Below are 15,474 nucleotides of genomic sequence, written 5' to 3' on the forward strand. Positions count from 1 at the left end.
AGCTGAAGAGGATAAGCCTTGTCTACTTAGAGAGGTTAAGCGATCAGTGATTTAGTTTTGGTTTTCTTTGGCCATATTATCGTACAAAACTTTGATATTAGCTTCTAAATTTTCTAGGTATGTCTTATCATTCTCTGGATCAGCTTCGAGAGGACTCAAGGTATCCATTTCTGCTCCCGTGGCATCAGAAACCACTTGAGCATATTTAGGTGACACATTTTCCTCAGTGTAAATTGTTTGCACATTATAGTCACTAACAAAATCTTCAATTTCAGATAAGGTTTGAGCACTGGGCTCTGACGTATTATCTGCCCCAGCAATGCCAATCTGTTGGAGTCCGAAACGATCGGCTAAGTAGGCAAATGCGGTATGCTGAGTAACAAAGTTTTTTTGATCCAGCTGATCAAAATCATCCTTATATTTGTCGACAAGGGATTGGGCTTCAACTTGGAATTGTTTGGCGTTTTCTCGGTAAAGATCAGCATTCTCAGGGTCGATTTCAGCTAATTGTTCGGCAATCGTCATCGCTTCTTGGCCAGCCACAATAGGGTCAGTCCAAGTATGGACATCCGCCAATTGGGCTTCATCGATTCCTTCACTCGTTTCTACATCTTCCAAACCCTGAGTTCGTTTTAAGTCTAAGTCTTTTGACCCTTCAATGACTTTAACTTGAGAATCCGCTAAATTTTTTCCCATATTTCCTGCCCAGGATTCCAAGTGTTTGGAATGATAAACAAAAACATCCGCATCGTTAATCGCCCGCATATCATTTGCTGAAGGCTCAAAACCGTGAATTCCTTGGCCTGATTGAATCATTTGTACAGTATTTTCATCACCAGCAACTTCTTGAGTTATTGCATAGATTGGATAGAAGCTAGTAACAATTGTTAAGCCTTGATTTTCGTCCTTCTCTTGGCTAGCTTGTCCACAAGCAGCTAAGAAGAATAAAGAAACAAGCGCCAGTAAGTATTGACGTATTTTCATTTTATTTCCTCCTTGTCATTAATCCCAACTTAATAAGGCTCAGTCATTATAGCAAATTTCCAGGGAGAAAGTAAATAGTAACAATTTCGATTTAATAACTTATAAACAAAATTCTATCGCCTACTAGCACTAATAATCTTCCTATGGTAACTTAGTCATAAAGGAGGTCGACTAATGTATCAATCAATTATCTTCGATATGGACGGTATTATTATCAATTCTGAAATCGTTTCTTATCGTATGTATCAAGAATTGTTAGACCAATACCAGCACGATTTTACTTTAAGTGACTATGCCCAAAATTATTCTGGTAAGAACGGTAGACAGAATATGGAAAACCTTATTAAGAATTACCAATTGCCCCTTAGCCTAGAGGAAGGATTAGACTTTGTCACGGCCATTGAAGAGCAGTTTATCCAAACCGGTATTGAGACAATGCCTGGTGTGTATGAGCTACTCAGCTATTTACGTGACCAAAATTATGAAATCTCTTTGGCTTCCTCATCCACTCGGGACCGTGCTGTCAAATTATTAACTGATAATAATATTATTGATTTCTTTGACCATTTAACTTTTGGCCCAGAAATCAGTCACGGTAAGCCAGCTCCTGATATCTTTCTCTTAGCCCATAGTAAAACCCAAATACCTAAAGACAAAACTCTAGTCATTGAAGACAGCGAAGCAGGATTACAAGCTGCTTTCGCTGCCGGAATTCCTGCGATATGTGTACCAGATATGAAAAAACCTAGCCAAGAATTATTAGACCAAACGGCCTTTAAAGCGAATTCCTTAACAGACGTTCTCACCATACTCCAAAGTAAGGATTAATAAAATTACTATAGCATACACAAAAACGAGGCTGGGACAAAAGTCCCAGCCTCTTCATAATATAATAACATTTACCTCTTAGTTGAGCTCGCAAAAGCAAAAGCTTGAATATTTGTCCAATAGGCTAAAAGATTTTACTTCATATCTTTTGCTTATTAAATCAAATCTCTCGCTCTTACCGCTTTTGCTCACATCCTTTTTAGAGCAAACCAGCTAAACCTGGTAACCATAGTGAGAAGAAGGGAACATAAGTCACTAAGAATAAACCAGTAATAATAGCCACATAATAGAGTAACATATAGGGCATTACCTTAGATAAGGTCCGATTACCAACCTTAATTGCCACAAACAAGGTATTTCCTACTGGTGGCGTTATATTACCAATACATAGGTTGTAAACCAATACTAGACCAAAGTGAATGGGATCCATACCAAATTCAGTTACTAATGGTAAGAAGATTGGTGTAAAAATCAATATTGCAGGGGTAACATCCATAAAGGTACCAGCTACCAATAAAATGATATTGATAATTAATAAGATAATCACGGGATTATCAGAAACAGTAATTAAGGCTTGGGCTACCATTTGCGGAATACCCGTAAAGGCCATGACCCAAGAAAGAATATTAGAGACCCCAATCAAGAAAACGACCATTGCAGAGGTTTTAGCCGAATCAACCAAGATATCGTAAAAGCCTTGTAAAGAAATCGCCCGGTATACTACAGTAGCTAAAAACAAGGAATAGACGACAGCAATAGCTGATCCTTCAGTAGCAGTAAAGACCCCTTGAATGATTCCGCCAATAACAATCACAATCAATGAAAGTGGCAGGAGTGCATCCAAAGTTGCCAAGGCTAAATTCTTCCAAGAGAACTTACCAGCATCACCTTGGTAACCTAAACGTTTGGCAAGGATAAATCCTACTAGCATAGCAGCTAGAGTCCAAATAAGTCCTGGCAAATAGCCACCAACAAACAAAGCAGCAACTGAGGTCCCACCAGACACCAAGGAATAAGTAATCAAGGCATTAGAAGGTGGAATCAATAATCCACTCGGTGCCGAAGCCCCATTGGTAGCAGCAGCCAAGTCCATGTCATAACCTGCTTCTTCTTCCCCTTCACGAACCATGCCCCCAACTGCAGCGGCAGCAGCAGCAGCTGAACCTGAAATTGCTCCAAACAAGGCATTGGCACCAATATTAGTTAAGAGGAGTGAGCCTGGAATTTTACCGACAATGGCTTGAACGAAACGGACCAAGCGTTTAGCAATTCCCCCTTGGTTCATGATATTCCCCGCTAAAATAAAGAAAGGAATTGCTAAGAGGGTAAAGGAAGAAGTCCCCGAGAAAATCCGTTGCGCTGAAGTAATTAAGGCAACCTCACCATCCAAGGTTGGTAAAATCGCTCCCAAGGCGGCTGCCCCAATCGCAATAGCAATGGGTGCTCCTAGGATAAGTAATAAGGCTAAAATGACAATTAAAATAATTAATGATTGCAAAGCCATTATTTAACCTCCTCTTCTATAGTATTTGAAGTAAATAAGTCATATAGATTTAGCACATTATAAACAGCTATAAATACTCCTGAAATCGGTATAGCAGAATAAAAGTACCCCATTGCAACAGGAATTGAAGAGGCCATTTGTCCCATGGTCAAATCAGTAATTTTAACTCCACCATAAATCATTACAGTAAGAGCAAAAATTAATGTAATAATTTCAGAAATCACAGCTAAGATTCGTTGGACTTGCGGATTCACCCGTTCAGAAAGAATAGGGATATTCATATGATCCCGTAAACCAAAAACATAGGCTGCACCAAGAACGGTTACCCATACAAAAAGATAGGCAGCGACTTCCTCTGACCAAGTTGATGGATGCCCCAAGAAGTAGCGCGTCACTACTTGCCAAACAGTGAGCAGCGTAATTGCCAATAGAATCGTCGCAATGACAACACGCATAATGCGGTCTAGGATGTTTCTTAATTTTTTCATTGAGCATCCTCCTTATCTGCTTGTTCTGCTTTTCTATAAGATTCAGTTTTGGCTTGAATTTTATCATAAGTGTCTTGTAATTTAGGATTCTTAGCCAAGACTTCATCGTGCAATGGTAAGACCGCTTGCCGGAAAGGTTCAGTATCAGGATAGTTGTATTGAACGCCCTTTTCTTTAGCCGCAGTTTCTTTGGCTTCAACAACTTTTTCTTCCCAAGCTTGGTGTTGAGTGTCTTGCATAATTTTAAAGCCTTTATCAAAGATTGCCTTTTCATCATCATCTAAATTATCAAGAAAATCAGTATTAACAATGACTTCATCAGGAATCATTTGATGCATAGTATATGAGTAATATTTAGCGACATCTCCATGCCCATTTTCGGTTAGAGCGAGTTCATTATTTTCCGCCCCATCAATAACCTTGGATTGAATGGCTGTATAAACATTCCCAAATCCCATTGGTGTAGCGGATCCTCCTAATAACTCCATCATTCGAACATTAGTTGGCGATTGTTGAACACGAATTTTCAATCCAGCTAAATCATCGGGTGTTTCAATGGGACCAGTAGAAACGTAGAAGTTACGAATCCCAGCATCTAACCATGCCTTAGTGACGAAACCGCTTTCAGAAGTCCCATTAAAAATAGGCGCTACTATCTCCGGATCATTCATTACCGCCTTATAAGCGTCATGATTAGGGAAAAGGTATGGTAAGTTGAAAATTTCAAAACTATCATTGAAAGTCTCTAAAGCAGAATTAGAAGCAACGGTAATTTCAATGGCTCCTGTTTGCGTGAGTTGAACCATATTTGTTTGCGTTCCTAAAAGTTCACTCGGATAAATTTGGACATCATATTTGTCCCCTAACTCTGACTCAATATACTCTTCAAAAGCCTCCATCCCTACATGGGTCGGGTGGTTTTGTGATTGATTATGGCCGATACGAATAATTTTCTTTTCTGAGGATTGACCACATCCCACTAGAAATAAGGATAAAAATAAAATAATGGCGATTAATTTTTGCCATTTTCTTCTAAACATAGGCTAAACAACCTTCCTTCTATAATTGTTAGAACAGTACTGAAAGCGTATTCTGAAACCGCATTGATAAGTATATAAAAAACAGATAGTTTAGTCAATCACAAATTCAAAAAAAATAGCATAATTTGCAAAAAATAAATTCAAACACCATAAAAAAAGAGTATGAATCACCCCTTTTCGGAGGGGGAATTCATACCCTTTATTTCCTTTTGTTAATATATGCAATCTATGTGAGCGTTAATTGCAGTTGTAAGCTTCTCTTTACTAAGCGATAAGACTTCATCCTGCTTGTCTTCATCGTCTAACTCCCCTTCATAGCGCTAATAAATACGATCTCAAACAATAAGCGACTAAATTTCCGAATTACTGCTGGCAAGTTATCCCTTAACTCAGTGCATTAAATCTAGAAAGAAGAAACTAGACGTACTTTTTTCTCCACAAGCAGATTGATTGTATCCGTTTCCATAAATGCTATAATAAGTATACTACAATTAAGGAGGAATTATAATGGCATATCAAACAATTTACCCCTTTACAAATGAAATATTGAAAACTTATCCGCAAGCAAGTGACCAAGATGTTGAAACGGCTCTAGCAAATGGGCATGCTCTCTATAAAAAATGGCGAAAAGATAACGACTTAGACGCACGTAAAGAACAACTCCATAAAATAGCTGAACTCTTACGAAAAGATATCAATCACTATGCGGAAATTATGACTAAAGACATGGGAAAATTATTCAGTGAAGCCAAGGGGGAAGTAGAATTATGTGCAAACATAGCTGACTACTTCGCTGAAAAGGCAGAAGACTTCCTAAAACCACAAGCCCTAGAAACTGATACCGGTGATGCCTACTATATCAAACAAGCAACCGGCGTCATTATGGCGGTGGAACCATGGAATTTCCCTTACTATCAAATTATGCGAGTTTTTGCTCCCAACTTCATGGCGGGTAATCCCATGATTCTTAAGCATGCTTCTATCTGTCCTGGATCCGCCCAAGCTTTCCAAGATTTAGTGGCAAAAGCAGGAATTGAAAAAGGTGCCTTCACTAACCTCTTTGCTGATTATGATCAAGTTGAAAACATTATCGCTGACAAACGAGTTGCTGGTGTTTGTTTGACAGGCTCTGAACGTGGTGGGGCAGAAATTGCCGCTGTTGCTGGTAAAAACTTGAAGAAATCATCTCTAGAATTAGGGGGTAACGATGCCTTCCTTATTTTAGATGATGCGGATTGGGAAGAACTAAAGGGAGTCATTCCATTTGCTCGTCTTTATAATGCTGGTCAAGTGTGCACCTCATCCAAACGTTTCATCGTAATGACAGACTACTACGATGATTTTGTCGCCCTAGTCAAAGATAGCTTTGCTAAAGTCCAATGGGGAGATCCAATGGATGAAGCTACTAGCCTAGCACCACTTTCTTCAGCAGGAGCCAAAGAAACCGTATTGGAGCAAATTCAAACTGCTATCGATAACGGTGCACAATTAGAATATGGAAATGAAGCCATTGACCACCCTGGTAACTTCGTCATGCCGACGATTTTAACTAATATCACCAAAGACAATCCTATTTTTGACCAAGAAATCTTTGGTGCAGTAGCAGTTATTTATAAGGTAGATAGTGAAGAAGAAGCCATTGAATTAGCCAACGATTCTAGCTATGGATTAGGAAATACCATTTTCTCTAGCAATCAAGAACGCGCTGAACGAGTAGCAAGTCAGATTGAAACCGGGATGTCCTTTATTAATTCTGCTTGGGCATCCCTGCCGGAATTACCATTTGGTGGTGTGAAAAATTCTGGTTACGGCCGAGAGTTAAGTGAACTAGGCTTTGATGCTTTCCTTAATGAACACCTCATCTACACACCCAAATAATTGAGTTAGAAGCACACAAAAAAGCCTTCCTGAAGAAAATTTCAGGAAGGCTTTTAATTACTGTCAAAATATCAGATGAGCAATAAGTACAATTAATGGCAAGGAAATCAGTGTCCGTTCAATAAAAATAATAAACAATTCGATAAAGGAAACGTTTAGATTAGAACCGAGAATAACTGCTCCTGTTTCTGACATATAAATTAATTGTACAATTGACATCGCTGCAACAATAAACTGGGTCATTTGATTTGGTATATCAGCTGCCATAATTGACGGAACAACCATATCGGCGAAACCAATCACCATCGTTTCAGATGCTTCTGCTGCCATTGGCACTTGCATTAATTCTAATAAGGGTCTAAATGGTAACCCTAACCAAGTAAAGACGGGTGTCGTATAAGAAACAATTAACACAATTGTCCCAATAGCCATAATGGTAGGAATAACACCTAACCATAAAGAAGCAACAGTTTCAGCCCCGCTAGTTAAGTATTGTTTGAAGTCCCCATTATGTTCTGCCTGCTTGACTGCTGATTGCATGGCCCATTCCATTTTACTGAAGTTATTAGGAATACCTTGTTCGGCATTCTCATGTTGTTGACCAGTATAATAGGTATCATCTTTTCTAGATAGGGGTGGAATCCGAGGCACAATCAAGGCACAAACGACTCCTACAAAAGCTGCCGTCAAGTAGAAGATCCCAAACTTATCCATCATATTGATATTTTGGACGACCACCAAACAGAAGGTAATCGATACTGCTGAGAATGTTGTCGCTACAACAGCCGCTTCACGTTGGGTATAGTAACCTTCCTTATATTGTTTAGCGGTTAGGGCTACCCCGATAGTTCCGTCTCCTACCCAAGATGCCACACAGTTAACCGCTGAACGTCCTGGTAATTTAAAGACAGGACGCATAAAACGAGTCAGAAAGACACCAATAAATTCCAATAAACCAAATTCTGTCAAGAGAGGTAAAACAAATCCTGCAACTAGGAAGATAATAAATAGACCATTAATTAAATCAAATAAAATTAATCCCCCAGTATCTGGCCCCCAAATTAACTCAGGAACGCCCCACTCTTGGCCAAAAGCAACAGCAAAAGCTAAAATCAAACCAACAAAACGAACTAAAAGCCAAAAATTAGAGACATCAGCAGCTTCTAATAATAAATCGTTTTCCTCAATAAATTTCGGTTTGAAAAATTTATAAATTATTCCCAATAAGAAAGAAATTGTAATAACTAGAATCACTAAATAATAGATAGGAACAATACTATTAATCGTTTCCCTAATCCAATCCGCTATCACTGACACCAAGACGGTTGACTGTCCGTTAATTTGAAAAGGTATCATTAATAGCAATACACCCAATAGCGATGGGATAATAAAATTAAGTTTCTGCTTCCAGGTAAACGTTTCTTTCTGAACTTCTTCATCCATATAAAATCGAAACCTCTTTCTTTTGACTATGGAACTAAATACTTTATACAATTATACAACTCTGCCCCAAGCAAGGCAAATAAAGTTAAAAAGTTCACGAAATATAATTAGCCAAAATCGCTAGTCACATACTCCGTTTGGCCCAATTTATCGATATTTTTGGGTAAACAAAAAGCATCCAAGCAATAAAAGCTTGAATGCTTCGAAACGTAATCTCTGATAATTAACGTTTTGAGAATTGAGCTGATTTACGTGCCTTCTTAAGACCTGGTTTCTTACGTTCTTTCATCCGTGGGTCACGGGTTAAAAGACCAGCCTTTTTCAAAGGTTTACGGAAATCTGGGTCGACATTTAATAGGGCGCGGGCGATTCCGTGACGAGCTGCGCCTGATTGCCCAGCATAGCCACCACCGTCAACATTGATTAATACATCATATTGACCTTCAGTTTCTGTTACAGCTAAAGGTTGTTTAACAATAACGAAAAGTGAAGCGTATGGTAAATAGTCTTCCATTGCTTGGCCGTTAAAAACGATTTTACCAGAACCAGGTACTAAGCGTACGCGGGCAGTTGAATTCTTACGGCGTCCTGTTGCTGTATATTGTGCTTGTGCCACTGCTTTTCCCTCCTTAGATTAATTCGTTGATGTCTAGTTCTTTTGGTTGTTGTGCTGCATGTGGATGTTCAGATCCAGCATACACGTGCAAGTGTTTGAATTGTTTACGACCTAATTTAGACTTAGGTAACATTCCTTTGATTGATGTTTCAAGTAAACGATCTGGGCGTTGTGCACGCATTTCACCAGCAGATGTTTCGTAAATACCGCCTGGGTAACCAGAGTGACGGTAGTATTTCTTGTCACTTGCTTTTTTACCAGTTAATTTTACCTTGTCAGTGTTGATGATGATGACTTGGTCACCAGTGTCAACGTTTGGCGTAAATGTTGGTTTATTTTTACCACGTAACATGCTTGCCGCTACTGCTGAGATACGACCTAAAGGCACATCCGTTGCATCTAGCACAACCCAATTACGTTCAACTTCATTTGGTTTAGCCATATATGTTGTACGCATTATTTTTCCTCCGTTATTCTGTCTGATTGTCTGATCACAATTGGTTTCCGGGGCCGATCGTGGGGCAAACAATACCATCCACTATGATACCGCAAATCAGAGGCCAAGTCAATAATAAATTTACATTCCTTCTATCATCATTAAAATTATAAAGGCGGAAAGAAAAATCAACAAAAATAAGCCTAAGAAAACAAACCATAAGTACCGCTTCAAGCCTTGATGCTTATAAAGGTAAAAAGAAGAATAAAGCAAGGCAATAATCACTATATAGGCTAAGACAAATAGCCACATCTAACCACCTACTCTCCTAATTTTTGGCTATAAGCTATGATATCATCTACAGTTTGATCAAGGAAAGTAATCGAATTTTGTAAGGCAGAATCATCACTGATATCGATACCCGCAACCTGGACAGCCTGGTTTATTGGCATCCGACCCAATTTTAAAAATTCTAGCCAATTAGTGACCGCGCTCTCTTTTTGGGCTTTTATGTTTAAAAAGGCTTGGGTAGCTATCGTAAGTCCTGCAGAATAAGTATAGGAATATAAGCCCATATAATAATGAGGTTGACGCATCCAGGTCAATTCGGCTCCCAGTGTCATAACAACTTCTTCACCCCAGAAATCTGTTAAGACTTTTTGTTTTATTTCAGACAAAGTATCCGCACTAAAGCCTTTCCCAGCATCAATTAAACGGTAAACTTCTCTTTGGTAGGCAGCTTCTAATAAATGGGTCACAAAGTTATGGAAATAGGTATTAGTCAACATTTTACTTTTAGCATAGCGCTTAGAACGCACATCATCGGCAAGATTCAACAAATAATTAGTTAGCAATAACTCGTTAAAGGTTGATGGCGCTTCAATCAAGTAGAGACTAGGTTCACTACTTAAATAGTAGTTATTTTCTTCAGCAGCAATCATTTGACCTGCATGGCCAAGTTCATGAATAAGAGTATAAACATCAGAGAGAAGTCCGGTCCAAGACATGAGGATATAGGGGTGAACTTGGGCTGCTTGAGTACAGAAGCCCCCAGTTGACTTGCCCTTATTTTGCGCATAGTCTACCCAGGATTCTGAAAATGCCGGTGCAATTCTTTGGAAATAATCCGGTCCCATAATTTGACAAGCCCCTTGGATATAATCTTTAGCTTCAGAAAAGTAAATAGCTTGGTTGAAATCTGGGTCAAGGTCAATTTTTAGATCAGCAAAAGTCATTTGCTCTAAGCCACGTACTTCCTTAATATGATGGACATATTTTTGCATCACGGGTGCCAAACCAGTCATTAAGCCATCAATTTGCCGGTCGTATAGGTCACGACTAACCCCTTGTTGATATAAGAGATAGTCAATGACACTGTCAAATCCCCGTAAAGTAGCCATCGCCTTATCTTGGCACACCTGGGCATAATAAGTAGCTGCCATAGTGTGCTTGGCTTGAGATAAGGTCTGGGAAAAAACGTCAAAAGCAGCTCGCCGCAAGTCAGTATCTTCACTATACATATAAAAATCTTCATATAATACAAAACTCAACGGATAGCTTTTCCCCTTGACAGTAAAATCAGGAAACTCTAAATCAGCCAATTTGGCTTGGTTGTATATAGTATAAGGTTGGTCAAAGGATTCTTGAAAGGCTAACAAGGCATTTTCTACTTGACCACCTAAGCTTATAGCCTTTTGTCGTTTAATTTCTTCAATAAATAAGTCTAGATCAGCTGACACAGTCACTATGGTATCTAATTCCTTATCAGATAATTCTAACAAAGCGTTAGTAAAGAAAAGCAACTTTTGTTGAGCGCGGTTAACTGCCTGAGTTGCTATATGCAGATTCGCTGCTAAATCACTATCGGTACGGTCAGTTTCTACCGGCAAAAAACCATAATGGGAAATTTGCGAACTAAGAATAGTAATATCTTGCAGGACATACAAAGCTTCAACAATCTTTTTAGGGTCATCGAAACATTTTTTGTATTTGTTCGCGAAGTTTTCACTATCTCCTTCTAATTGCTTAATTGCCTCTTTAAAATCTTCTTCACTAGTGAATATGGCTGAGATATCCCAAGTTTCTGACTTATTGACCGTATTGCGAGTGGGAAAACTATTATTTAACATGTTACTCCTCCTTAAACCAACACAAGCCATGTACAAAAATTGTTCATAGATGACTTTGCGCACTAAAGCTCTGCTGACGCTTTTATTTTGTCATTTTTTGCTTTAATATTATTCTACCATTTTTTTCAGAAATTATGCTATATAAAATATTTCACAATCTATTCGTCAAAAGCACAAATCATCCCTTAATTTATTGTTTTTTCACAAATTTTCTATCCTTACACTTATTGTTCTTATTATAAAGATTGTAATTTTTGTTGTCTGAACAAATTAGAACGATTTTTGTATTATTCACAAACGCTTTAATAACATGATTTTTATTGGTTTTTTATGGCCTATTTATAATATTTCTTTGCATTCTTTTATTTTCTCTTCTATAATTTGCATTGTCATATAACATGTGAAAACAATATTAAGGAGTGTTTTATAGTGAAAGTAGCAGTTATTGGATGTACCCATGCTGGAACAGCTGCCGTGAAAACCATTTTAAGTGAAAATGATGATGTTGAAGTTTCTGTTTATGAACGTAATGATAATATTTCATTCCTCTCTTGTGGGATTGCCCTTTATGTAGGAGGCGTTGTGAAGGACGTTAATGGTCTCTTCTATTCTGACCCTAGCGAATTAGAGTCACTCGGCGCTAACGTACATATGAAACATAATGTGCTCTCATATGATGAAAATGCCAAAACAATCACTGTTGAAAATATGGAAACTGGTCAACAATTCCAAGAAAGCTATGACAAGTTAGTGCTCGCGACTGGTTCTTGGCCAATCATTCCACCATTAGATGGTTTAGACTTAAATAATGTCCAACTATGTAAAAACTTTGAACATGCTCAAGCCATTATTGAAAAGAAAACTGACAAAAAACGTGTGGTTGTTGTTGGTGGTGGTTATATCGGTATTGAATTAGTCGAAGCTTTTGCTGAAGACGGTAAGGAAGTTGTCTTAATTGACGGTCTTGACCGTGTGCTTAACAAATACCTTGACAAAGAAATGACTGATATTCTTGAAGCGGATATGCGTGAACGTGGTATCCAAATTCAACTCAACGAGATGGTTAAAGGCTTTATCCCAGATGACCAAGGAAATGTTAAAGCCGTACAAACTTCTGAAGGTGAATACCAATGCGACATGGCAGTATTGTGTGTTGGTTTCCGTCCTAACACTGATCTTCACAATGGTAAATTAGAAACCATGCCAAACGGTGCGATTATTGTGGATGATTACATGCATACTTCAGACCCTAACGTCTTTGCTTGTGGGGATTCATGTGCGGTTAACTACAATCCTAACAATGGCCATGCTTATATCCCATTAGCTACTAACGCCGTTCGTATGGGTAGCTTAGTTGGTAAAAATATCAAAGAGGATAAAGTGAAATATCGTGGGACACAATCCACCTCTGGACTTCACCTCTTCGGTTGGAACATTGGTTCAACCGGGGTTAACGATGCGTCTGCTGGTCACTTCGGTTTAGAAACGCATAGTGTTTACTTCGAAGACAATCATCGTCCAGAGTTCATGCCTAGCTATGAAAAAGTCTATATGAAATTGGTTTATGAAGCGGAAACGGGTCGTATTGTTGGGGGTCAATTATTATCTAAGTATGACATTACTCAATCAGCCAACACCCTCTCTCTAGCCATTCAAAACCAAATGACTATTGAAGACTTAGCTTATGTTGACTTTTTCTTCCAACCACACTTTGACCGTCCATGGAACTACTTAAACTTATTAGCTCAAACGGCACTTACTCAAGAAGAAGAAGCAAAAAAATAGTGGAAGAATATGATTACTAGTCATCAATAAAACACCCCAGGGTCTGCCATCACGGCAGACCCTGGGGTGTTTTTGCTAATTAAAAAGCCTAGACTATCTGCTAAGAAATATGCCTAGGCCTATCAATAAATTTAGATTAATGTTTACGTAATTTCATAGCCGTATCAAAGACTTTATTAACCATTGGCTTCAAGACAATGTCGAATTCACTAATGGTTTCTAATTGTTCAGAAGCAAAATTCTTCTTGAATTCATAAAGTCCAGCTTCTGGATCATCTTGATTATTCTCGGAAGTATAGCCAGACACCCCACCAAAGTCAAAATAGCGACAGCCCCGATCCATTGCATCACTCATCATAGTCCAAATCATTTGATAATTGGGCAAAAGGTCTCGATAATCATTAGATGATGCGGCATAAACATAGTAAGCTGTTTCCGCAAAATAAAGCATAATAGCTCCTGATAAGACCACTTCTGTTTCGCCTTGGGCTTGCAAGCTTTCTAAGTCGCTGAGCATGGCTTGAGCTTTAGATTCACGTTTGTCAATAATATCTAAGCTGTTAAGAAGATTATCTTTCTTTTTACCGGTTTCCTCACCAATTTTAGCCAACTTCTTCTCGATTCCTTTACGCTCTTTGCTGATGTTTTTTAGCTCTTTTTGCTTTTGGTCTAGAGCATCGGCAATGATTAACTTAGTAAGATAGAGTTGCGCTTGGTCACCAAAGCTGTCAAGAAGATGGACAAAATAGTCGCCTTGACGGGCCCCAAAATCATCCCGCTCACTAGTAATTTCCATTAATTTAGCAAACTTAGATACTTCTTGATCCGAAACGGCTATAGTCTTAACGCCATTCTTACCAGCTTTTTTGATTTTATTACGAGTGTTGGAAGAAAAGCGCTTGAAGAGTGCGTCCTTATCATCTTCCATATCAGTAATCATCAGGAAATTAGGTTGGTTGTATTTAATCCCTTTTTCATACCCGGCATGTTGCCCCCCAATAGATAGGACATAGTCTTTTAATTCTTGCCCTTTATCGCGGGATAACTGAGGGTCAAATTTAAGCGTAAAGGCGTTGTTAGCCTTGGCTGCTTGCATGCAGGCTTCTAAAATAGCCTTAAAATCCTCTAACTGGCTATAGTCACAAACAGGACCACGCGGCATATAAGCCAATTTAAAATTAGTCATGGGAATTTTTCGGTATAAGATCAGAGCAACTCCCTTAATGTCATCTCCTTGACTCACTGCAACATAGTCATGGGTCCAGTTATTTTTTACTTCTGCCCAGGTTGAACTTTGGTAGACCTCGCCAGCTAGGGCAGCAACATAGTGGTCGTATTCACTTTGCGAAATTTTTTGTGTTTGGTATGTCATTTTATCACCCTATTCATCACATCATTTGTGTATAGCAAGAATTATCAGCTACCTGCTTTTATTGTGGCTCCATCTTATAATGATAAAGAAGTCGCCAGCAAAAAGCAACGGCCGCCTCTATTTCTAATGATATTTTAAAATCTACCAAATAATCTTAACTTTTCTCCTGTTGTTGGCGATAAGCCAACCATTGGGCATATTGCTTGTCCCGAGTCTTTCGATTGGGATAATAAACTTCTTCTAAGTAAAGCCCATGACCAGGCGCAGTAGGACCAGCCTCATTACGGTCCTGGGCAGCAATTAAACGAATCATTTCGTCAGTAGGGCGTAAACCATCCCCAATTTGCAAACTAGTCCCTACTAGGATTCGAACCATGTTATAGAGAAATCCGTTCCCGATAAAATCAAAAACCAAAAGTCCCGTGTGCTCATCTAAAGTCACTTGAGCTTTATCTATTCGTCGAACAAAATTTGTTTTATCTGTTTTAGTGGAACAAAAACTCTTAAAGTTGTGCTCACCAACTACCGCTTGTAAGGCTTGGTTCATCCGCTCATAGTCACAAGGATAAGGATGGTGGAGCACATAATTCGTTTGGAATGGCGAAGGAAACTTAGCTAAGTCTACCCAATAACGGTAATGTTTTCCTTGGGCATGGTAGCGCGCATGAAAAGTCTCTTCCACCTCAGACACCGAACGAATGCGGATACTATCAGCGGTTACTGCGTTCCATGCGCGTAGCAGGTTGTCTGTTTTCATTGCCACCGGATAGTCAAAATGCACCACCTGACCATGAGCATGAACACCAGAGTCTGTCCGTCCTGAACCGTGAACATTAATTTTTTGTCCCTTAGACATTTTATATAGACCATGCTGTAGACTTTCTTGGACAGAAGGACCATTCTTTTGCACTTGAAAGCCAACATAGGGCGTGCCATCGTATTCAATAACTGCTTTATACCGTGTCACATAG

Annotated in this window: 13 protein-coding genes; 3 read left to right on the forward strand and 10 right to left on the reverse strand. The window is 38.9% G+C overall.

Annotation, left to right across the window (positions count from 1 at the left end):
* Positions 1-51: 51 nt before the first annotated feature.
* Positions 52-984 (reverse strand): metal ABC transporter solute-binding protein, Zn/Mn family, encoded by a 933-nt coding sequence (locus OW157_RS07175; protein ID WP_268752715.1) that lies wholly within the window; start codon positions 982-984, stop codon positions 52-54.
* A 174-nt stretch (positions 985-1,158) separates the two neighbouring features.
* Here OW157_RS07175 and OW157_RS07180 point away from each other — a divergent pair, with 174 nt between their 5' ends.
* Positions 1,159-1,812 (forward strand): HAD family hydrolase, encoded by a 654-nt coding sequence (locus tag OW157_RS07180; RefSeq protein ID WP_268752714.1) that lies wholly within the window; start codon positions 1,159-1,161, stop codon positions 1,810-1,812.
* Positions 1,813-2,011: 199 nt separating this feature from the next.
* Here the strand turns inward: OW157_RS07180 and OW157_RS07185 are convergent, their stop codons facing one another.
* The 3 genes from OW157_RS07185 to OW157_RS07195 are packed head-to-tail and all read right to left on the reverse strand — an operon-like array spanning position 2,012 to position 4,844.
* Entirely contained in the window at positions 2,012-3,316 is a 1,305-nt protein-coding gene (locus OW157_RS07185) for a TRAP transporter large permease (RefSeq protein ID WP_268752713.1), read from the reverse strand.
* Positions 3,316-3,804, reverse strand: a complete 489-nt coding sequence (locus OW157_RS07190) for a TRAP transporter small permease (protein WP_268752712.1) — start codon at positions 3,802-3,804, stop codon at positions 3,316-3,318. Before OW157_RS07190 ends, OW157_RS07185 begins: the two co-directional genes overlap by 1 nt.
* Positions 3,801-4,844, reverse strand: a complete 1,044-nt coding sequence (locus OW157_RS07195) for a TRAP transporter substrate-binding protein (RefSeq protein ID WP_268752790.1) — start codon at positions 4,842-4,844, stop codon at positions 3,801-3,803. Before OW157_RS07195 ends, OW157_RS07190 begins: the two co-directional genes overlap by 4 nt.
* A 507-nt stretch (positions 4,845-5,351) precedes the next feature.
* Between OW157_RS07195 and OW157_RS07200 the strand changes: the two genes are divergently transcribed.
* Complete coding sequence (locus OW157_RS07200; RefSeq protein WP_268752710.1) at positions 5,352-6,722, forward strand: NAD-dependent succinate-semialdehyde dehydrogenase; 1,371 nt, start codon at positions 5,352-5,354, stop codon at positions 6,720-6,722.
* 63 nt (positions 6,723-6,785) lie between these two features.
* On the opposite strand, the gene OW157_RS07205 is transcribed toward OW157_RS07200, so the two are convergent.
* The 4 genes from OW157_RS07205 to pepF form a co-directional block, all read right to left on the reverse strand.
* Positions 6,786-8,165 (reverse strand): YjiH family protein, encoded by a 1,380-nt coding sequence (locus tag OW157_RS07205; protein ID WP_268752709.1) that lies wholly within the window; start codon positions 8,163-8,165, stop codon positions 6,786-6,788.
* Between the two features lie 223 nt (positions 8,166-8,388).
* A complete protein-coding gene (gene rpsI, locus OW157_RS07210) occupies positions 8,389-8,781 on the reverse strand; it encodes a 30S ribosomal protein S9 (protein ID WP_268752708.1) in 393 nt (130 codons plus the stop codon).
* A gap of 13 nt (positions 8,782-8,794) precedes the next feature.
* The gene (rplM, locus tag OW157_RS07215) at positions 8,795-9,238 is read right to left on the reverse strand and encodes a 50S ribosomal protein L13 (RefSeq protein ID WP_268752707.1); all 444 of its coding nucleotides are present in this window, start codon (positions 9,236-9,238) and stop codon (positions 8,795-8,797) included.
* Between the two features lie 299 nt (positions 9,239-9,537).
* Positions 9,538-11,346 carry an oligoendopeptidase F gene (gene pepF / locus OW157_RS07220; RefSeq protein ID WP_268752706.1) on the reverse strand — a complete coding sequence of 603 codons (1,809 nt, stop codon included), beginning with the start codon at positions 11,344-11,346 and terminating at the stop codon, positions 9,538-9,540.
* A gap of 429 nt (positions 11,347-11,775) precedes the next feature.
* Here pepF and OW157_RS07225 point away from each other — a divergent pair, with 429 nt between their 5' ends.
* Positions 11,776-13,131 carry an FAD-dependent oxidoreductase gene (locus OW157_RS07225; RefSeq protein ID WP_268752705.1) on the forward strand — a complete coding sequence of 452 codons (1,356 nt, stop codon included), beginning with the start codon at positions 11,776-11,778 and terminating at the stop codon, positions 13,129-13,131.
* Between the two features lie 136 nt (positions 13,132-13,267).
* Here OW157_RS07225 and OW157_RS07230 read toward each other — a convergent pair whose 3' ends face one another.
* Together OW157_RS07230 and truA are read right to left on the reverse strand one after the other, a co-directional pair.
* Positions 13,268-14,503 (reverse strand): lipid II:glycine glycyltransferase FemX, encoded by a 1,236-nt coding sequence (locus tag OW157_RS07230; RefSeq protein WP_268752704.1) that lies wholly within the window; start codon positions 14,501-14,503, stop codon positions 13,268-13,270.
* 154 nt (positions 14,504-14,657) lie between these two features.
* Positions 14,658-15,470, reverse strand: coding sequence for a tRNA pseudouridine(38-40) synthase TruA (truA, locus tag OW157_RS07235; RefSeq protein WP_268752703.1), 813 nt, complete (start codon positions 15,468-15,470; stop codon positions 14,658-14,660).
* Positions 15,471-15,474 lie beyond the last annotated feature (4 nt).

The organism is Aerococcus kribbianus (assembly GCF_026805545.1).
GTDB classification, from domain to species: domain Bacteria; phylum Bacillota; class Bacilli; order Lactobacillales; family Aerococcaceae; genus Aerococcus; species Aerococcus kribbianus.